Source organism: Paraburkholderia sp. SIMBA_053 (genome assembly GCF_046534895.1).
Taxonomy (GTDB): domain Bacteria; phylum Pseudomonadota; class Gammaproteobacteria; order Burkholderiales; family Burkholderiaceae; genus Paraburkholderia; species Paraburkholderia caledonica.
This window is the reverse complement of sequence record NZ_JAWRXU010000003.1, coordinates 24,375-44,432: the sequence shown is the minus strand read 5'-3', so window position 1 is coordinate 44,432 and position 20,058 is coordinate 24,375. Positions and strand designations below refer to the sequence as shown.

Here is a 20,058-nt window from a genome sequence, read left to right as displayed (position 1 = left end):
GGCCGACGGAAACCCGGCCCTCACTCGTTGCGCGCCGACTCGCTGAGCCCCTCGCGCACCTGCTGCAACGCGGCCGGATCTTCGATAGTCGGCAGTTCGCCCGGCTCGCGCCCTTCTGCGAGTGCGGCGATAGCCCGGCGCAGCAACTTGCCTGAGCGCGTCTTCGGCAGCATGGAAACGATGACCACGCGCGACGGCCGCGCAATCGCGCCGAGTTGCCGGTCGACCGTCGCCGTGAGTTCCGCCTCCAGCTTCGTGCGTGCGTTGGCATCCGCGTAAGCCTGCGCGTCGCGCAGGACGACGAAAGCCATCGCCGCCTGACCCTTCAACGGGTCGGCGACGCCGACCACCGCGACTTCCGCAACGGCCGCGTGACTCGACAACGCTTCCTCGATCTCGCGGGTACCGAGCCGGTGCCCCGCGACGTTGATGACGTCGTCGGTGCGGCCGAGGATCGTCACGTAACCGTCTTCGTCCTGAATGCCCCAGTCGAAGGTCGAATACACCTGCTGGTCCGGAAAGCTCGACCAGTACGTACTGACGAAGCGCTTGTCGTCCCCCCAGACCGTCGACATGCAGCCCGGCGGCAACGGGTAATTCAGCGTCAGCACGCCTTTTTCGCCGGGCGGGCACGGCTCGCCCGTCAGCTCATTGCGCAGGGTCAGATTGAATCCGGCCGACGGTACACCGGGCGAGCCGAGCTTCGTCGGCAGCGCTTCGACGCCGCGCGGAATCGCGAGCATCGGCCAGCCGGTTTCCGTTTGCCAGTAGTTGTCGATCACCGGCTTGCCGAGCGCGCCGGTAATCCATGAGGCGGTCGGTTCGTCGAGCGGCTCGCCGGCAAGGAACAGCGTTCGCAGGCTCGACAGGTCGGCGCTTTCGAGCAGCGCCGGGTCCTGTTTCTTCAGCACGCGCAGCGCGGTCGGCGCGGTGAACATCAGATTGATCTTGTGCTGTTCGACGAGGCGCCACCAGATGCCGCCGTCGGGGCGGATCGGCGTGCCTTCGTACATCACCGTGGTCAGCCCCGCGATCAGCGGCGCGTAGACGATATAGCTATGGCCGACCACCCAGCCGACATCCGACGCGGTGAACATCGTGTCGCCGGCCTTGCCTTCGAAAATGTATTCCATCGACGCCGCCAGCGCCACCGCGTAGCCGCCCACATCGCGTTGCACGCCTTTGGGCTTGCCGGTCGTACCCGACGTGTACAGCACGTACGAAGGCTCGCTCGACTCGAGCCATTCGCAGGACACGTGCGCGTCGAAGAACTGTTCGCGCAGCGGTTCGTAATCGACCAGGTAAGTTGCGTTGAGCCGCTCCGGCGCGAGCTGGCGGTCGATCAGCAGCACGCGCGCCGTCTTGTGGGTTGCGCGCGCGATTGCTTCGTCCACGAGCGGCGTGTAGTCGATCACCTTGCCGCCGCGCGCGCCGGCGTCGGCGGTTACGATCAGCACCGGCTTGGCGTCGTCGATGCGCGCGGCCAGGTTCGGCGCCGCGAACCCGCCGAATACGACCGAGTGGATCGCGCCGAGCCGCGCGCAGGCGAGCATGGCGAAGAGCGCTTCGGGGATCATCGGCAGATAGAGCAGCACGACGTCGCCGCGCTTCACGCCAAGCGAGCGCATCACTGCGGCCATCCGGTTGATTTCGGCATACAACTCGGCGTACGTGTAGCGCCGCTCGATGCCGGTTTCCGTCGACACATATACCAGTGCATTTTGCTGCGCGCGGTCGACAAGATGCCGGTCTACCGCGTTATGACACAGGTTCGTGCGCCCGCCGACGAACCACCGCGCGAACGGTGGGTTCGAGCGGTCGAGCACGGTGTCGAACGGTGTTTCCCAATGAATGCGCCGCGCCTCGTCGCGCCAGAATGCCTCGGGGTTCTCGATCGAACGGCGGTGGAAGTCGCGGTAGCGGGTCATCTGCGGCGATCCTTCGGATGCTGGGTGACGAACAGGTGGAGAGGCCGTGCGCTGCGGCCATGTTGGGCGGCGCCGGAGCGAGGCGTGTGGCACAAGCATAGAGTACGCGCGGCTCGCCGGACAACGGGGGTTCACCATGAGCGGCGCGCGCAAAAGAAAAAGGCGCCGCAGCGCCTTTTTTCATCCGTCAGCAGCAGGCTTTTACGCCTTCGCGCGCTTGCCTTCCACGTCCGGCAGAAACACCGTCAGCACGCCGATCAACGGCAGGAACGAGCAGACCTTGTACACGTACCCAATGCTGGTGGCATCGGCCAGTTCGCCCAGCACCGCCGCGCCGATACCGCCCATGCCGAACGCGAAGCCGAAGAAGAGCCCGGCGACCATGCCGACCTTGCCCGGAATGAGCTCCTGCGCGTACACGAGAATCGCGGAGAACGCCGAGGCCAGCACGACGCCGATGATCACCGTCAGCACGCCGGTCCAGAACAGATTTGCGTAGGGCAGCAGCAGCGTGAACGGCGCGACGCCGAGAATCGACACCCAGATCACGTATTTGCGGCCGATCCGGTCGCCGATCGGACCGCCGATCACCGTGCCCGCGGCGACCGCGGCGAGGAACACGAACAGATGAATCTGCGCGGCCTGCACCGGCAAATAAAAGCGGTCGATCAGATAGAACGTGAAATAGCTGTTGATGCTCGCAAGGTAGAAATACTTCGCGAACACCAGCAGGATCAGCACGCCCATCGCGAACATGACCTGGTTGCGCGACAGCGTCGCATGACCGGTCTGGCTGCGCGCCTTCTTGACCGACGGATGCTGCTTGTACCAGCGCCCGATCTGCGTCAGCACGACGATCGCGACGAGCGCCGCCACCGAAAACCACGCGATGCTGCGCTGGCCGTGCGGAATCACGATCAGCGCGGCAAGCAGCGGTCCGAGCGACGAGCCCGCATTGCCGCCCACCTGGAAGAGCGATTGCGCAAGTCCGTGACGCCCGCCCGACGCCATGCGTGCGACCCGCGACGACTCGGGATGAAACACCGACGAGCCGCAGCCGACGAGCGCCGCCGCCACCAGCAACACGCCGAAATTAGGCGCCATCGACATGAGCAGCAGGCCGGCCAGCGTGAAGCCCATGCCGACGGGCAGCGAGTACGGCTTTGGATGCTTGTCGGTATAGATGCCGACGAGCGGCTGCAGCAGCGACGCGGTGATCTGATAGGTCAGCGTGATCAGACCGATCTGGCCGAACGACAGCGAGAAGTTGTCCTTCAGCATTGGGTAGATGGCGAGAATCAACGACTGGATCATGTCGTTGAGCAGATGCGAAAAACTGATCGCGCCGAGCACCGAATAAACCGTGCGCTGGACGGTCGCGGCCGGCTGCGCGGACGAGCCCGTCGGGTTGGGAGTGGCAGTGGCGGTGGTGCCGGTTACGGCTGACGCGCCGGCAAGTGCGCGTTTATCGAGGCTGGTTTCCATACGCTTGGACAAAGGAAGAGAAAGGGGCAATTCCCGGCTGGCAATAGATCGCGATCGGCGTACTCCGTCGCGCTTTGTCGTTTCGGCATTTCGACGGGGCGTCGCGGGGCGGCCAGCTATTTGTCGCAGTTTAATGTGGCTCGACGGAACTGTAAGGACAAGTTTTGTCGCGAATGAGACATCACGCTGGGCGGTCCACGCCCTCCTGCGCGCAGCGATGGGGCGTTTGACGCACCGTCGCAGTGCCCGGTCGCGAGCGGCCGGCACGCCAGTAAGCGTCTGGCAAGCCTGCCGATAAAAGCGCTATGGGGATTTTTGGCCATGTATAAACGGGCGCGGACGCGCGCTCACAAAGCTGCGCGTCGAGGACCGGGCGATCACGATCGGCTTTTTACGAACCGCACTAAAGATCGCGGACGTCGATGCCGTAGACCCGGAGAGATAAGAAGCAATGCCGGAACAGACCTTTGCGGCAGTTCTAAACGTGGGGACGGGGAATATGAAAGCAGTTTCGTTGGGCAGCCGGACAGGCGCAGGCTTTGTTCCGGATGGAAAAGCGGCGGCGTCGCCGTCGCGCGGAAAGGGTGGAAACGGCGGCCGCTCGCGGGCGGTGAGCTTGAAGGGCTTGTCGGTCAAGACAATGTTGCGCCTCGCGTTCGCCGTGCTGCTGATCGGCACGCTGGCGATCGGCGTGTTCTCCCTCACCCAGATCAGCCGCCTGAATGCGTCGGCCCAATCCATCTACGATCAAGGCCACGTTGCGAGCCGCGCTGCGGAAGAAGCCCGCGGTCACATGTTGCGCGCAAGCCGCGCGCAAAAAATGCTGTTGACGGCGACGACTGCTAAAGAACGCGACGAACTGGGCACCGACATCGACAAGGGCTTGAACGGCCTTTCCACCGAACTGGGCACGCTGCAACAGTACGTCGACAAATCCGACGCGAAGGCCGTCGAGCATCAGAAGAAATTTTCCGCCGCTGTGACGGTGTGGAGCGCGCATCTGCGCGACTTCGTGACGCTCGTGAAGGCGCAACCGCTCGACCTGTCGCAGATGAACTGGCAGGTCGGCACGCAAGACGTGTCGCTGCTGGTCGAAACCGGCAAGCTCGAAAAACTCGTCGACGAAATGGTCACGGAGCGCGGCACGGCCGCGAAGGCGACAATCGACGCCTCCCGTTTCATTTACCAGTCGTCGTTCGTCATGCTCGCCGTTATGACGATTGGGCTGATCGTGCTGGCCGCCGGCATCAGCGAGTGGGTCGTGCGGCGTCTCGCGCGCCAGCTCGGCGGCGAGCCGGCATACGCGAAGGAGATCGCGAGCCGGATCGCGGCGGGCGATCTGTCGAACCACATCACGCTGGGACGCAAGGACAAGTCGAGCGTGCTGTACGCGCTCTCCGACATGCAAAGCGGTCTTGCGACGACTGTGTCCGACATTGCATCGAGCGCCGACGCGATTGCGACCGCTTCGGGCGAAATTTCGATGGGCAACCTCGACTTGTCGCAGCGCACCGAGCAGCAGGCGATGGCGCTGGAGCGCACCGCGACCAGCATGGAGCAGCTGACGTCGACGGTCCGGCAAAACGCCGACAACGCGAAGCAGGCGAGCACGCTCGCGAATAACGCGTCGGAAATCGCGGAGAAGGGAGGCGAAGTGGTGAGCCGCGTCGTCGCGACGATGAACGAGATCAACGACAGCGCGCGCAGCATCGGCGACATCATCGGCGTGATCGAGGGAATCGCGTTCCAGACGAATATTCTGGCGCTGAATGCGGCAGTCGAGGCAGCGCGCGCCGGCGAGGAAGGCCGCGGATTTTCAGTAGTCGCAGCCGAAGTGCGCAACCTCGCACAGAGAAGCGCCGCCGCGGCGAAGGAGATCAAAGGGCTGATCAGCACGTCCGTCGAGCGCGTGAGCAACGGTTCGACGCTCGCTCAGGACGCGGGGCAAACCATGGACGAAGTCGTCAAGGCGGTGAAGCGCGTGACGGACATCATGGGCGAGATTTCGGCGGCTTCTTCCGAGCAGAGCGCAGGTATCGAGGAGATCAATCTTGCCGTCGCGCAGATGGATTCGGGCACCCAGCAAAACGCGGCGCTCGTCGAACAGGCGACTGCCGCAGCACGATCGCTCGACGATCAGGCTCACGGCCTGAAGCAGATGGTGGGTAAGTTCAGGTTGTGAGGTTTAGGACGGGTTAGGCCGATTGATATGGCAGCGCGCCCGGCACGAACCGGGCGCGCACTGCGCCGCTCAACTCTGCTTGACCACCACCGTGCAGGTAATGCCCGCCGCGAGCACCACACCGTCGGGCACCGAATCGATCCTCACGCGCACCGGCACGCGCTGCGCGAGCCTGACCCAGTTGAATGTCGGGTTCACATCGGCGAGCAATTCGCGGCTTTGCGGATTGTCTCGATCGTAAATACCGCGCGAAATGCTCTCCACATGGCCTTCGAGTGTGCCGCCGCTCATCAGCCGGACTTCGGCCTTGTCGCCGATATGCACGTGCGGCAGCTTGGTTTCCTCGAAGTAGCCATAGACCCAGAACGAGTGACTGTCGACAATGGCGAGCTTCGCCGCGCCGGCTGTCGCATAGTCGCCGCGAAACACATTCAGATTCGTCACGTAACCGTCGACCGGCGACACAACCCGCGTGCGCGCCAGATTGAGCTTAGCGGCATCTAGCGCGGCGAGCGCCTGCTGATACGCAGCCTCGGCGGCCGACGCCGTATGCGTCGCATTCTCCTGGTTTTCTTTCGACACCACGAGCGAATCCATATCCGCGCGGCGCTTTGCGTCGTCGCGCCTCATCTGCAATTCGGCCTTGCGCGCGGCCACGGCGGCCTGTGCCTGTTCGACGGCGATCTCGTAGTGCGACGGATCGATCTGCATGAGCAGATCGCCTTTTCTCACCATTTGATTGTCCTTCACCGGCAGATCGACGACCGCGCCTGAAACGTCCGGCGCGACGTTGACGATCTCGGCGCGCACGCGTCCGTCGCGCGTCCACGGTTCGTCCATGTAGTGAACCCACAGCACGCGTCCGAGCAGGATCGCGACGATAAAAATTATGGCTGTCGCGACGAAGCCAACAAGATTTCGAATGGTCATGTTTCGACTCTGATCAACGGTAAACGGCGAGGCCCAGCACGCCGCAAACACACACGAGCAGGCTGGCCCGGAATAGGGACGGGTGCCACACGACGCGATACACGCCCGTGTAGGCGATGACGCGATCCAGCACCCAGGTGAGCACGGCGCCCGCAATGAACAGCAGAACGATCGTCGGCACGTAGGCGTCGAAAACGGCAATGTCACGCGGCATGCGGAACTCCTTCTGACGCGTCGGCTCGTGCGCTCATCAACGGTTCGAGCGGCGATTGCGGATCGAGCAACGCGGTACGAATGAAATGCAACTGACTGAGAATGCGCTGCAACTGATGACGCTCTTCGCGCGGCGGCGCGAACTCGGCGAGCAGCAACTGGACGGCGCCGATCGCGTTTGCGGTAGCGGCGAGTGCGCGCTCGAAGCGCTCGGCGCGCGGCCGCTCGAACAGAGCACTCAGCGCATCGCACACTGCGTGCAGCGAGACCCGCCACGGCATCGTCTTCGCATAGCGCGGGTCGGCGGGCAGCATCGCCACTTCGCGTCGCAGATCGATGACTGCGTTGCCCACTTCGAGCACCGAGAAGAGCCAGCGCAACGTGTCGCGTCTCGCCGACGCGTCGTCCTGTGCGAGCGCGTTGATCTGGAACATCAGATCTCGTGCGCCGCTCTCGAAGCGCGAGCGCACGCGACCGAGGCGTGCGCGGCTCGCCACCGCGACCTGGCGCCGCAAGTCCACGAGCAGCCGGTTGCGCAGCCACGGCGTGGACGGCGGCAGCAGCACGGCGAACGCGACCGACGACACCAGCATCGACAGCACGAGCGCGATCGCATCGTTGATAAAGGCGCTCGGGTCGTAGTGCATCACGTTGTCCGGACCGGCAAGAAAGCAGAAGAAGATGCAGTAGCCGACGCCGTAGCCGGCTAGCGCGGGCCGCGTGGTCATGAAAACGCCGAACAGCAGGAACGGCGCGAGCGCCGCGCACAGCAGCGGAAATCCGTCGATGCGCGGAAACACGCCGTACACCGCAAGCATGCCCATCACCGAGGCGACGAGCGTGCCCCCCGCCATCTGGAACACGGTGCGTTTCGGATTCGGTGACGACGACGCCAGCGCGCAAACGGTCGCTGCATTCAGCGTCAACGTCAAGCCGCTCGGCCACGCGGTGGCGATCCAGAACGCGCCGAGCACTATCATCACGAGAGCCGCGCGCAGGCCCGCGACGCCCGCGGCGATCGCGTTCGTCTTGGGCTGGTAACGCTCGACCCAGCGCTCGCGCTCGTGCGTGTCGACGGCAAGCGACGCGTAAGTGGCGGCATATGCATGCAGATCGTCGATAAAGCGGTACAGCAGTTCCGCGCCCGTGTCGAAGTCGAGCAGCGGCGCATTGGGATGCGCTTCGAGCGCGGCGCGCGTCGCGCGCACGCGGCGCGGCAACTCGGCCTTGTACGCGTCGAGTTGCGCGGCGGCGTGAGCGGCATCGGCCGCGCTCAACACGGGTTCGCCGGACTTCGCGAGCAACGGTGCGATTTCCTTGAAATACGGCTCGAGCGCGTCGATGGCGATGGCCGCGCCGTGCGTGCCGGCGTCGCGCAGTCGGTTCATCAACTGATGCAGCGCGTGAAAACGCGTCGATGCGGTCATGAACTCGCTGTTCAGCCGCGCGAGGCGGCCGCCGCGCATCCGCGAATCCGGTCCTTCGAACACGGCGACACTGCGCGCCGCCTCGAACCCGACGATGTCCGCGACGAAGCGCGCATTGGTCGCTTCGATCTGCGCGCGGTCATTGCGGCCGGCGAGCGACGTCGACACGTATTCGACGAACGCGGAGAACCGCGCTCGCACCGTGCCGCGCATCTGCAAGCCGGTGAACTGCGGGAACACGAGGCCGCTTACGGCGCCCGCGCAGACAATGCCCAATACGACTTCGGCGACGCGCGTGAGCGCGCTCAGAAATGCGCCGTCCGGATGTTGCGAAGCGGGGATGCCGATCAGCGCGGCCGTGTATCCGGCAAGCACAAATCCGTAGGACCTGAAGTTGCGGTTACGCGCGGCGCCCGCTGTGCAGATGCCGACCCAGATCGCCGTCGCGACGATGAACATTTCCGGCTGTTGCGCGAATAGTCCGAGCAACGCAAGCGTCACGACGAGGCCAACGAGCGTGCCGCAAATCCGGTAGAAGCTTTTCGCGAACACCATGCCGCTTTGAGGCTGCATCACGATGAAGACGGTCGTCATCGCGGTGCGCGGTTGGGGCAGGTCGAGCTTCATTGCGATACCGAGCGCGAGGAAGCACGCGGCGAGCGCCTTGAACAGATAGATCCACGCGAGGCCGTCGGTGCGCGCCCATTCGGCGGCGGCCGAGTACCACACGGCGAACGACGAAGGGCGCGGAGCGCATGAAGAGGGGGCTGACATGGCGGGCTTCCTTATTCGGCAGCCGGTGCGGCGTTGCCGGTGTCCGCATGGCTGGCCGCCGCCGCGCGCTTCGGCGTCATGTTCGCCGCAGGCTCTGCGTCGTGCTCGCCTGCCGTGCCTATCGCGGCTGGTGCAACCGCCGCTTTCGCGGCAGTCGCGTTCGACGGCTGTACGGCAGCTTTGCCCTTGCCCTTACCGTGCGCCGGCAGGGTCTGGTCCGCTTGCGGACCGTTGGCTGGATCGTCGAGCCCGCCGCCCAGAGCCGTGACCAGCGACGCATGCACGCCGAGCCGCTCGGCCTGAATCCTGGCCACGCCTTCCTGGGCCCGAAGCAACTGATTCTGCGCGATCAGCACGTTGAGATAGTCGGTCAAACCGCGTCGATAACCCTCACGGGAGAGGTCGTAGTTTTTGCGCGCGGCGGCGACCGAACGGTCGGCGTCTTGCGCCTGGGTCGCGAGCGAACGCATGCGGATGACCTGATCCGAGATGTCCTTCAGCGCGCCGACGATCGACTGGTTGTAGCGCTCCACCGCCTCGTCGTAACCGGCCGACGCTGCGCCAAGCTGCGAGCGCAGCCGGCCGCCGTCGAAAATCGGCAGCGACAGCGCCGGTCCGGCGCTCCAGCTATGCGAAGGATTTTTCAGGAACTGGAACAGCGGCCCCATTGCCGCATAACCGCCGATCGACGCGAGCAGGTCGATATCCGGATAAAACTCGGCTTTCGCGACGTCGATGCCGCGTGCCTGTGCCGCGACTGTCCAGCGCGCGGCAACCACGTCCGGCCGATGCCCGATCAATTCCGCAGGCAGGGCACTCGGCAAGCCGGCAGGCGCGCTGAGCGACAGCACCGGCCGCTGGATCGAGTCGCCCGCGCCGGGACCCTTGCCGGCCAGCGCAGCGAGTTGATTGCGGCTCAACGCGATGTTTTCTTCGATCGAGTCGATCTGGCGTTCGTATTCCGGCAGCGGCGTTTCGGCCTGGCTTACTTCGAGCTGCGTGCCGATGCCGCCTTTCATGCGCCGGCGGGCCAGGTCGGCGATTTGCTGCTGTTGTTGCAAGGTGGCGCGAGCGATGTCGAGGAGCGCGTAATTCAGCGACATCTCGATGTAAGTGCGCACCACGTTGGCCTGGAGTTCGAGTTGGGCGGCGCGGGCATCGGCGGCGCTGGCATGCGCGGCGTCGAGAGCGCGCTCGGCGGCGTTCTTGTCCTTGCCCCACAGATCGAGGTGATAGGACAGCGCGAGCGTGCCGGTGTTGTTCCACGACTGCTCGCCCGCGAGCGGCCCGGGACCGTAGTAGAGGTTGTCGGCCCACTTCTGACGCTGGATCGACAGATGGCCGTTCACTTGCGGCGACAGTGCCGAGCGCGCGACGCCCGCCATCGACATGGCCTGGCGCACGCGCGCCTGAGCGGCGGCGAGGCTCGGGTTGTTCTCCTGTGCGGCCTCGATCCATGCGTCGAGTTGGGGGTCGTTGTACGCGCGCCACCAGTCAGCGGCAGGCCATTGCGCGTCGGCGTTCGCCGCGCGAATGGCGTTGCCGGCGTCGAGCGACGCCGCGTCTGTAGCGCTCGCCTGGGGGGCGATGCCTCCGGTATTTGCGCAGCCGGCGATTGTTAATAGGATCGTAAGAACCGCGGCTGCGGTGATCCTTGTTGGTACCGGAGACTGCACGATTTCCTCCAAAAGTCGCTATAGAAGCAAGTTGCCAATTATATTTTTGGATCGATTGGGGAATAACCGGTAAAAATGCAAGGCATTCTTACGGACGTTGAGATAATCCTCTTGCAAACCGTGTAACAATCGCTGCGGATTCTCAAGGAAAGGTATGGATACGCTTCAAAACATGCGCGTATTTGTCCGCGTCGTCGAAGCGGGCAGTTTCACGGGTGCCGCGCAGCACCTGAATACGACGACTGCATATGCGTCGCGCGCGGTGTCCGATCTGGAAGCGCATCTGCGCACGCGCCTGCTGAACCGCACCACGCGCCGCATTGCGCTGACCGAGGCCGGCGAGCGTTATCTGCAGCGCTGCGAGCAGATTCTTGCGTATGTCGATCAGGCTGAAGCCGAGGCGAGCGACGCGCACGCGCGTCCGTCCGGCAAGCTGAAAGTCCACGCAATGACGAGCTTCGGCCAGCACTACGTCGTGCCAGCCGTGGGCCGCTATCAGGAGCGGTATCCGGAAGTGAATATCGAGCTGACGCTCGCGCAGCGCATGCCGGATCTGCTCGACGAAGGCTTCGACGTGTCGCTGACGCTCGCCACCGGCTTGCCTGATTCGGGACTGGTGTCACAGCGGCTCGGCAGCGCGTTCAGCATTGCTTGTGCGTCGCCGGCCTATCTGGAGAAGCACGGGGTGCCGCAAACTCCCGGCGACCTCGCGCGCCACACGTGCCTGCAGATGGTCACGCCGGTGTTTCCGCCCGACAAGTGGGCGTTCGACGGCCCGAACGGCGAGGAAACCGTTACGCTCGGCCCGGCCACTTTCCAGGTGAACGTGGCGGAGGCAATGGCTGTCGCGGTGGCGAGCGGCATGGGCGTTGGGCTGATTCCGATCTACTCCGCAATCAGCGGTTTGCGGAACGGCTCGCTGGTGTGGCTGCTGCCGGAGTACACATCGCAGGAAATGAATCTCTATGCGTTGTATCCGTCGCGCCAATATCTGGACGCCAAGATCCGGACATGGATCGAGCATCTGCGCGAGGAGCTTCCAGCGACGCTTGCGGCCGATCAGGAGGAGTTGCGGCAGTTTGCGCGGACGTGACGTCGGCGCCGGCAGCGCGCTTGAACCGCGTTTCACGACAGCGGCGCTCGCTGCGCCCGCGGCACTCAGATAACGCCCTGTTACATGAGCGCCGCGTCGCAACATTTCCTTACTTCTGGGCGGAAATCGATTTGATACCGTGTCGATGACGCTGCTGCTCGAGCCGGCACGTTCATTTCGCCGCCACGATTCGGCAATCGCAATCACTGAAGGACGAGGGTTTCATGGATACGCACCTGATGATCGGCGTGGCCGTCATGTTTGGACTAATCGGCATTGCCGCATCTCGCGACCTGCTGCGCCGCCTGCGCGAACAGCAGCCGCAACTTGTACCCATCAAGGTCGAGCGTCCGGAGACGGGCAAACAGCGAGGCGGGCGGTAATCGTTTCAGCGTGCGTTCGGGCGTGCGTTCGAGGGTTCGGCCATGGCCGCGCGAGCTGAACCGCGACCTCTGCCGCCGGGCTATATCTCGACGACCTTGTCCCACGCGAATTGCGGATTTTCCCACTGCCCGCTGCGCCGGTCGAAATAGCCCCGCGGATTGCACACCACGCGTGTGCCGTTGACCGTGTAGTCGAACGGCGTATGCGTGTGCCCGTGAATCCATAGTGCGACCGGGGTGCGGACGAGTTCCGGCAAGTGGTTGACGAATCCGGCGGACACGCGGTCTTGCGCGTAGCGCTCGGCAAGACTCAACCGATGCGGCGCATGATGCGTGACCACGATCGTCTGGCCGGCAAATGGTTTTGCGAGTTCGTGTTCGAGCCATGCGCGCGCATGGCGGTGCAGCGCGAGCGAGTCGCCGGGCGTGAAATCGCGCGATGAGTCCTCGGCATATTTCTGCGAATCTTGCGGCCAGTTCATCTGGATCAGTCCGCGGAAGTCGAGCATGGCGCGCCGCGACGCCTCTATCGATTCTTCAAGCGCTGCGCTATCTGCGCCGAACAGCGCGAAATCTGTCCACAACGTCGTGCCCAGCACGCGCCAGCGGCCCTGCGGATCGACGAGCGCGGCATTGTTCAGCACGTGCACGTTGTCAACCTGCGCGGCGGCATCGTGAAGTGCGCTTTCCAACGCTCCGAACTCGCCGTCGTAGTACTCGTGATTGCCTGGCACGTAGACCACGGGCACCGCGCCGTCGAATGCCTGTGCGGCCCAGCGCGGCCCAGCCGCATGATTGTGGATGTCTCCGGCCAGCACGACGAGGTCCGCCTGCGCGTGCGGAATCAGTTCAGGCTCGTCGTTTTCCAGATGCAGGTCGGACAGCACGCGAATTTTCACGGATAGGGCTCCTGCGAGTGACCCGCGTCGACATGCGCGGGCCAGGCTTCGGCGTGAAGTTTCAGCTTTAGTTCGAGCGTAGCACCTTGCCCGGGTTCATCAGGTTCAGCGGATCGAGCGCGCGTTTGACAGCTTGCATCAATTGGACCTCGACGTCCGGCTTGTAGTGCATCGCCTCGTCGATCTTCAGTTGACCGAGCCCGTGTTCCGCGCTGATGCTGCCGCGATGCCGATGCACGCTGTCATACACCACGCGATTGATCGGGCTCTGGTACTGCTCGAGGAACGCCTTCGCGTCGACACCCTCCGGCGCCTGCACGTTGTAGTGCAGATTGCCGTCGCCGAGATGGCCGAACGTCACCATGCGCGCGCCCGGCGCCGCCTGCTCGATCGCCGCGTCGGTTTCTTCGATGAAGTGACCGATGCGCGAAATCGGCACGGCAATGTCGTGCTTGATGTTCAGACCTTCCTCGGCCTGCGCGAGCGGAATATGTTCGCGCAAATTCCAGAACGCGCGCGATTGCGCGAGACTCTCGGCGACCACCGCGTCTTGCACCATGCCGTCTTCGAGCGCCTGTTCCATCAGACGCTCGAACAGTGCGCGCGCGTGCTCCTCGCTTTCGCTATCCGACAGTTCCAGCAGCACGATTTGCGCGTGCGGTTCCGCGAACGGATAGCGCATCTGTTCGAAGTGCCGGCCAACGAGCCGCAGGCAGAAATCCGACATGAGTTCGAAACCGGTCAGAAGCGGCCCGGCGACGCTTTGTGTGAGCGACAGAAAGTCGAGTGCGGCATGCGGCGATGCAAGCGCGGCGAGTGCCGTTACGCGTGCAGCCGGCTGTGGATGCAGCTTCAGCACGGCTGCGGTGATGATGCCGAGCGTGCCCTCCGCGCCGATGAACAGATCGCGCAAATCGTAGCCGGTATTGTCCTTGCGCAGTCCGCGCAGACCGTCCCACAACTCGCCTTGCGGTGTGACTACTTCCAGGCCGAGGCATAGCTCGCGCGTGTTGCCGTAGCGTAGAACGCCGGTGCCGCCCGCGTTGGTTGCAAGATTGCCGCCGATCGTGCAACTGCCCTCGGCGGCGAGGCTCAGCGGGAAGAGACGTCCAGCTTCTTCCGCGCGCTTTTGCACTTCCGCGAGGATCACGCCCGCTTCGACGGTAATCGTGTTGTTGTGCGGATCGATGTCGCGGACGCGATTCAGACGCCGCAAGCTGACGACCGCCTGCGCACCGCTCGAATCGGGCGTGGCGCCGCCAGCGAGACCCGTGTTGCCCCCTTGCGGCACTACTGCGATGCCGTGTTCGACGGCCAGCTTGACGAGCGCGGCGACTTCATCGGGGGTGGCCGGGCAGAGCACTGCGCAGGCCGCGCCGGTGTAGCGGCGGCGCCAGTCGGTGAGGTAGGGCGCCGTGTCGTGTGCGTCGGTCAACACATGAGCGGCGCCGATGGCGTCGCGGCAGGCAGTGAGAAAAGCGGTTTGGGTCATGTCGGTCGATCAGCGGGGTTGGACTGCGTGATGTGGCGCGTGACGTTCATATGTCCGTGGAGGCGCGTGAAATTCAGGTGTCCGCGCCTGCAGGACGTTCGCGGCGCAGCTTCGCGGCGCGCTTTGCCGCCCGTTTGAATGGCGCAATATAGGCCAGCGTGCAGACAAAAAAGACCAGGGTTAGCACGGCTTCCAGCCAGCCGAGCCGCGCGCTCAAGCCACGGTCGCTCCAGCCGCGCACCACGCCTTCGGCAAAGTACAGCAGGATCAACATCGACGTCCATTGCAGCGTGTAGAGCCGCTGGCGCCACACGCCTGGCAGCGCCAACAGCAGCGGCAACGCCTTGAGCACCAGCGCCGATCCGCCCGGACGCAGCGGCGCCAGCCACCATTCCCATGCGATCGACAACGCGATCAGTGCAATGAGGGCGGCGGTCGCGCCTGACGCGGCGCCGCGTCTTTGCGGCGTTGGATCATTCACGGCCGTTCGCTCATGGATGCCGCCGTGCGCGCAACGCGTGCGCCGAGCGCAACGGCGAGAGTTTTCTCGTCCGCGGAAATGCCCTGTGCGGCACTGCCCGCGCGTGCGAAGTGCGATGCGCCGTATGGTGTGCCGCCGGTTTGCGTCGTGCTCAGTGCGCTCTCCGTGTACGGGATGCCGACGATCAGCATGCCGTGGTGGAGCAGCGGCAGCATCATGGATAGCAGCGTGGACTCCTGGCCGCCGTGCAGACTGCCGGTTGACGTGAACACGCAGGCCGGCTTGCCGGAAAGTGCGCCGGAAAGCCACTGCGGCGTCGTGCCGTCGAGAAAGTACTTGAGCGAAGCGGCCATATTGCCGAAGCGTGTCGGCGAGCCGAGCGCGAGACCCGCACATTCCTCCAGGTCGCGCAGTTCGACGTACGGTGGTCCTTCAGCGGGAATGTCGGGTTGGGTCGCTTCGCAGACGGTCGAAACTGCCGGCACCGTCCGAACGCGCGCCTGCATGCCGGGGACGCTGTCGACGCCGTGCGCGATCGCCAGCGCGAGTTCGCGCGTGGCGCCGTGACGGCTGTAATAGAGCACGAGAATGTCTTTCATAGGCCTCATCGGTGAACGGGTATTATAGGGCTTGGGTCCGCTCTACAGGCCGTTCCCAGCGATTCACAGCCATTGGTGGCCATTCGGCCAGGCTCGCGCCAGGAACTCCGCACAGTTCTGTAATGCGGTCCTGAAACACGGTTCGACGAAGCAAGGAGGCAGGTTTGTTGTCCAGGGTGCGTTTCGATCTCGACACGCTCAAGCGGCTCGCGCAGTTCGCCGCGAAGCGCAGCAGCGAGGACCGTATTCCGCAGGTGGCCGGCAGTCTCACCTTCACGACGATGCTCGCGCTGGTGCCGCTCGCCACCGTCGCGTTTGCGCTCTTCACCGCGTTTCCGCTCTTCAGTTCGTTCCAGGAGTCGCTGCAGTTCTTCCTCGCGGATCACCTGATGCCCGCGCAGCTGAACAGCCAGATTTTCAGGTATCTGAACCAGTTCGCCGCGAAGGCGAAAGGCTTGACCACCATCGGCATGGTGCTGCTGTTTCTCACGGCGGTCATGACCATGATGACGATCGAATCCGCGTTCAATGTGATCTGGCGCGTGCGCAAGGCGCGGCCTATCGCGCAGCGCATCCTCGTGTACTGGGCGATCATCACGCTCGGTCCGATTCTGATTGGCGTGAGCCTCTCTATCTCGTCGTATCTGTTCACGCAGTCAATGACCTTCAGCGCCGCCCAGCGCATCACGCCGGTTATCGAGTGGGCGCTCACGGGTGCGGCATTGCCGTTGACGGCGCTCGCGTTCACGATTCTCTACGTGTATTTGCCGAATTGCCGCGTGGAATGGCGCGATGCAGTGATCGGCGGCGTGACCGCGGCAATCGCCTTCGAACTCGCCAAGCGCGGCTTTGGCTATTACGTGCGCCGCATTCCCACTTACACCGCGGTCTACGGCGCGTTCGCGGCAGTGCCGCTTTTCCTGCTGTGGATGTACCTGTGCTGGTTCATCACGCTGGCGGGTGCAATGATCGCGTCGGCGTTGCCTGCAATCCGGATCGGCCAATTTCATCGCCCGACTTTCGAGGGCAGCAATCTCTTTGATTCTCTCGAATTGCTTGCACGGCTTTGCGAAGCGCGCGACGCCGGCAAGCGCGGCTACACGGTGCCCGAGCTTTCACGAATGCTCCGCCGCGATATGGACACCACCATCAATCTGCTGCAACGGCTCGAACAGATTGGATGGATCGCGCAACTGGAGGAAGACGGCTCGCGCCCGCACTTCCTCTTGCTGGCGAACCCGGCGCAGATCACCGTTCAGCAGGTCTACGACCTCTTTGTGATCGATCGTGCAGAGCTGGAGTATCAGCTTCAGCTTGCTTCTACTCGCGTGGACGGCGCCACGCTGCTCGCCGCGCTCGACAACGACAAACTCAAAGTGACGCTCGCGACGCTGCTCGCGGCCCGTGCCGCAGCACGCGAGTCGGAGGCCGAAGAGAACGAGCGCGGCGCGTCCTCGATGCCGCATCAGGCGGCGTAGGCGTCGCGCGAGGCGGCGGAGCGATCTTGCGCCGGGTCTACAACGAGATCTTGCCTACGCAGATGTCCTTGAACATGACCCAGTCGCCCATCAGGCTATAAAGCGGATGACGAAACGTTGCCGGCCGGTTCTTCTCGAAGAAAAAATGTCCGACCCAGGCAAAACCGTATCCGCAGATCACGGCGGCCGGCAGCCATAGCCAGTCGCCGGTGGCAAGCGCCATGGCGAGACAGCCGATGACCCCGAGCGATCCCACGAAATGCAGCCGCCGCGAGACCTGGTTGCGATGCTCGCTCAGATAGTACGGGTAGAACTCCGCGAAGTTCGCGAAGTGGTCGGTGTGCGCGGTATGAGCCATAACGCCTCCGGATTGCTACGCGCTGCGAGTGCACGCCCGCCGCTGCGAACGCTCTTTTGCTGAGCGCGCCTGCATGCCCGCGGCGCCTCGACGAGGACACGCTCGAACCATTGTGCGGCTATCGTGCGACTCGCGCAACCTGGCCATTCGGACGATGGCGCCGGCGTCCCGCAGCCGCTATCTTGAGAACTGGCACGGCTTGCAAAACGGGAGCGACCGGCACGAAATTGCGCAGCGGCTAGCCCGCGTCGCGTGGCGGCGTACGAGCGAAGCTGAACAACGCGTCGAGCGTCGCATCTGGCTGTTCGGTCATCAGTGCGTGACCGGCGTCGAGCGTCACCGTATCTACCGGTGCGCCTGCTTGCAGAAGCGCATCGGCCAACGCCTTGGCGGCTCGCGGCGGCGTCATCGCATCGCGCCGGCCGACAACGAGCCGTGTGGCGCAGCGAATCTGCGCGGCTCGCGCGAGGCCGTCGGCGTACGTGTTGCACGCGGTGAAGTCGGTATGAAAGAGATTCGCTTCACCCTTTGCTGAAACGCGCTCCATCAACCGCTGGTTCATGCCGTGCAGCCAGAAGCCGGGTCCGGGGCACGAAGGCTTCGCGGCGAGCGTCGAGTGCGACCACTGGTTGACCATGTCGATCGCTTCGGGCTCGCGGTGCAGGGCGGCCTCCAGCAAGGTGTCGGATACCGCCATTGGCAAAGCGGTGGCGAGCAGAGCGAGGTGAGTGGTTCGTTCGGGGTAGCGGCCCGCGAAGTCGAGCGCGACGAGCGAGCCCATGCTGTGGCCGGCTACGAATGCGCGCTGCACGCTGGCGGCGTCCAGCAATGCGGCGAGCCAGTCAGCCATCGCGGTGACCGTGCGTAGCGCCGGGCCGGCGCTACGGCAGTGCCCAGGCAGATCCACGGCGAGCACGCCGAAGCCGTGATGCGCGAAGTAACGCGTCTGCAGCGCCCATACGCTATGGTCGTGCTCCGCGCCGTGGATGAAGACGGCGGTCGGCAGACTGGCGTCGAACGGTTTGCCGCCGGTGTAGGCGTAGGCGGCTTTGCCTTGAACGTCGACGATCATGCGGACTCCTTGCCGGGACGTGTAGCCGCGGAACCCGAGCCACCGGGTTCGGTGGAACCAGATTGCGCGCTTCGCGGCGCTGTCGAGCCAGACGCTTTCTGCGCCGCTTTCAGACCGCGTTTCAGATCGTCGATGAGGTCGTCGGGGTCTTCGAGGCCGATCGACAACCGGATCGTGCCTTCAGCGATGCCGGCTGCGGCCAGCGCGGCGGCGTCCATGCGAAAGTGAGTCGTGGACGCAGGATGGATCACCAGCGAGCGCGCGTCGCCCACGTTCGCGAGGTGCGAGAACAGCGAGAGTGCTTCGATAAAGCTGCGGCCTGCGGCGCGGTCGCCGCGCAGATTGAAGCTGAATACGGCGCCCGCGCCACGCGGCAGCAGCCGCTTCGCAAGCGCGTGGTCGGGATGCGTCGGCAACTCCGGATACGCGACGGCTTCGACCGCCGCATGACCGGCCAGGAACTCGACCACGCGGCGTGTGTTGGCCACGTGCCGCTCCATCCGCAAGGGCAGCGTTTCGATGCCTTGCAGAAGCTGCCACGCGGCTTGCGGATGCAGGCACGCGCCGAAGTCGCGCAAGCCTTCGCGGCGAGCGCGCAGCAGGAAGGGGGCGGCGGTGCTTTCCTCGCTGAATATCATGCCGTGAAAACCTTCGTAAGGCTCGGTAAATTCCGGGAAGCGCCCGGAAGCGTCGAAGTCGAACGTGGCGCCGTCTACCAGCACGCCGCCGATTGTCGTGCCGTGGCCGCCCAGGAACTTGGTGGCCGAGTGATAGACGAAGTCGGCGCCGTGCTCGAAAGGCTTCAGCAGGTATGGCGTGGTGAACGTGGAGTCGACGAGAAGCGGCACGCGGTGCTCATGGGCGATCTGCGCGACGGTTGCGACGTCAAGCACGTCAAGGCCCGGATTGCCGAGCGTTTCGCCGAACAGCAGGCGCGTGTTGGGACGCAGAGCCGCGCGCCACGCGTCGATATCGCCGGGTTTGACGAAGGTGGTCTCGATGCCGAAGCGGCGCAACGTGTAATGCAGCAGATTATGCGAGCCGCCGTATAGCGCGCTCGAGGCCACGATGTGCGACCCTGTGCCCATTAGCGTGACGATCGCCAGATGCAAGGCAGCCTGGCCGCTTGCCGTGCCGATTGCGCCCGCGCCGTTTTCAAGCGCGGCAACGCGCTCTTCGAATACGGCCACGGTAGGATTCGAAATGCGCGAGTAGACGTGGCCCGCGCGCTCCATGTTGAAGAGCGCGGCTGCGTGGTCCGAATCGCGAAACGAGAACGACGTGGTCTGATAGATCGGTGTGGCGCGCGCACCGGTGGCGGGGTCGGGAGCGGCGCCGGCGTGCAGCGCAAGCGTATCGAAACGGTTGGCGGACATGCTGGTCGGCGAGGCCACGGACAGCCTCGCGAAAGGTGAAAGTGGCGGCCATCGTATCACCGGCATGAACTGCTTCAAGCGCGGTTTTCCCGATGCGTCTGCGCGCCGCAAGGCCTTTGCAGGGCGGCGTAAGCCCGCCGTGCCTTGATGGGCGGGCCGCTTTCCTTTTATGGGCCTTTCCGCTAGGATCGAAAGTCATTGATGCATCACCA

Annotated in this window: 17 protein-coding genes; 4 read left to right on the top strand and 13 right to left on the bottom strand. The window is 64.4% G+C overall.

Annotated elements, in window-relative coordinates:
- Positions 1 to 20: 20 nt before the first annotated feature.
- Together SB753_RS12225 and SB753_RS12220 are read right to left on the bottom strand one after the other, a co-directional pair.
- A complete protein-coding gene (locus SB753_RS12225) occupies positions 21 to 1,928 on the bottom strand; it encodes a propionate--CoA ligase (protein ID WP_310068356.1) in 1,908 nt (635 codons plus the stop codon).
- Positions 1,929 to 2,129: 201 nt separating this feature from the next.
- Positions 2,130 to 3,413, bottom strand: a complete 1,284-nt coding sequence (locus SB753_RS12220; protein WP_410800312.1) for an MFS transporter — start codon at positions 3,411 to 3,413, stop codon at positions 2,130 to 2,132.
- 499 nt (positions 3,414 to 3,912) lie between these two features.
- Here SB753_RS12220 and SB753_RS12215 point away from each other — a divergent pair, with 499 nt between their 5' ends.
- A complete protein-coding gene (locus tag SB753_RS12215; protein ID WP_310352221.1) occupies positions 3,913 to 5,595 on the top strand; it encodes a methyl-accepting chemotaxis protein in 1,683 nt (560 codons plus the stop codon).
- Positions 5,596 to 5,664: 69 nt separating this feature from the next.
- On the opposite strand, the gene SB753_RS12210 is transcribed toward SB753_RS12215, so the two are convergent.
- From SB753_RS12210 to SB753_RS12195, 4 genes are read right to left on the bottom strand one after another with little or no spacing between them, the layout of a single operon-like run.
- On the bottom strand, positions 5,665 to 6,525 hold the full coding sequence (locus tag SB753_RS12210) for an HlyD family secretion protein (RefSeq protein ID WP_131319332.1): 861 nt from the start codon (positions 6,523 to 6,525) through the stop codon (positions 5,665 to 5,667).
- Between the two features lie 13 nt (positions 6,526 to 6,538).
- Positions 6,539 to 6,739: a DUF1656 domain-containing protein gene (locus SB753_RS12205; RefSeq protein WP_020069500.1), complete on the bottom strand. Its 201-nt coding sequence runs from the start codon at positions 6,737 to 6,739 to the stop codon at positions 6,539 to 6,541.
- Positions 6,729 to 8,939 (bottom strand): FUSC family protein, encoded by a 2,211-nt coding sequence (locus SB753_RS12200; protein WP_410800311.1) that lies wholly within the window; start codon positions 8,937 to 8,939, stop codon positions 6,729 to 6,731. Before SB753_RS12200 ends, SB753_RS12205 begins: the two co-directional genes overlap by 11 nt.
- An 11-nt stretch (positions 8,940 to 8,950) precedes the next feature.
- Complete coding sequence (locus tag SB753_RS12195; protein WP_392394139.1) at positions 8,951 to 10,615, bottom strand: efflux transporter outer membrane subunit; 1,665 nt, start codon at positions 10,613 to 10,615, stop codon at positions 8,951 to 8,953.
- A gap of 154 nt (positions 10,616 to 10,769) precedes the next feature.
- On the opposite strand from SB753_RS12195, the gene SB753_RS12190 reads away from it, so the two are divergent.
- Positions 10,770 to 11,708, top strand: a complete 939-nt coding sequence (locus SB753_RS12190) for a LysR family transcriptional regulator (protein WP_131319328.1) — start codon at positions 10,770 to 10,772, stop codon at positions 11,706 to 11,708.
- Positions 11,709 to 11,932: 224 nt separating this feature from the next.
- On the top strand, positions 11,933 to 12,091 hold the full coding sequence (locus tag SB753_RS12185; protein WP_165572665.1) for a hypothetical protein: 159 nt from the start codon (positions 11,933 to 11,935) through the stop codon (positions 12,089 to 12,091).
- 80 nt (positions 12,092 to 12,171) lie between these two features.
- Here the strand turns inward: SB753_RS12185 and SB753_RS12180 are convergent, their stop codons facing one another.
- From SB753_RS12180 to wrbA, 4 genes are all read right to left on the bottom strand, one after another.
- Positions 12,172 to 12,990: a metallophosphoesterase gene (locus SB753_RS12180; protein WP_020069505.1), complete on the bottom strand. Its 819-nt coding sequence runs from the start codon at positions 12,988 to 12,990 to the stop codon at positions 12,172 to 12,174.
- Positions 12,991 to 13,057: 67 nt separating this feature from the next.
- Entirely contained in the window at positions 13,058 to 14,482 is a 1,425-nt protein-coding gene (locus SB753_RS12175) for an FAD-binding oxidoreductase (RefSeq protein ID WP_020069506.1), read from the bottom strand.
- 73 nt (positions 14,483 to 14,555) lie between these two features.
- A complete protein-coding gene (locus SB753_RS12170; RefSeq protein WP_410800310.1) occupies positions 14,556 to 14,963 on the bottom strand; it encodes a DUF2069 domain-containing protein in 408 nt (135 codons plus the stop codon).
- The gene (wrbA, locus tag SB753_RS12165; RefSeq protein WP_020069508.1) at positions 14,960 to 15,562 is read right to left on the bottom strand and encodes an NAD(P)H:quinone oxidoreductase; all 603 of its coding nucleotides are present in this window, start codon (positions 15,560 to 15,562) and stop codon (positions 14,960 to 14,962) included. The genes SB753_RS12170 and wrbA overlap by 4 nt, the downstream gene beginning before the upstream one ends.
- 164 nt (positions 15,563 to 15,726) lie before the next feature.
- Here wrbA and SB753_RS12160 point away from each other — a divergent pair, with 164 nt between their 5' ends.
- The gene (locus tag SB753_RS12160) at positions 15,727 to 17,040 is read left to right on the top strand and encodes a YihY family inner membrane protein (RefSeq protein WP_408174838.1); all 1,314 of its coding nucleotides are present in this window, start codon (positions 15,727 to 15,729) and stop codon (positions 17,038 to 17,040) included.
- A gap of 37 nt (positions 17,041 to 17,077) precedes the next feature.
- On the opposite strand, the gene SB753_RS12155 is transcribed toward SB753_RS12160, so the two are convergent.
- The 3 genes from SB753_RS12155 to SB753_RS12145 form a co-directional block, all read right to left on the bottom strand.
- Positions 17,078 to 17,398, bottom strand: coding sequence for an Mpo1-like protein (locus SB753_RS12155; protein WP_027776586.1), 321 nt, complete (start codon positions 17,396 to 17,398; stop codon positions 17,078 to 17,080).
- A gap of 238 nt (positions 17,399 to 17,636) precedes the next feature.
- Positions 17,637 to 18,470, bottom strand: coding sequence for an alpha/beta fold hydrolase (locus SB753_RS12150; protein ID WP_410800309.1), 834 nt, complete (start codon positions 18,468 to 18,470; stop codon positions 17,637 to 17,639).
- Complete coding sequence (locus tag SB753_RS12145) at positions 18,467 to 19,846, bottom strand: O-acetylhomoserine aminocarboxypropyltransferase (protein WP_410800308.1); 1,380 nt, start codon at positions 19,844 to 19,846, stop codon at positions 18,467 to 18,469. Before SB753_RS12145 ends, SB753_RS12150 begins: the two co-directional genes overlap by 4 nt.
- Positions 19,847 to 20,058 lie beyond the last annotated feature (212 nt).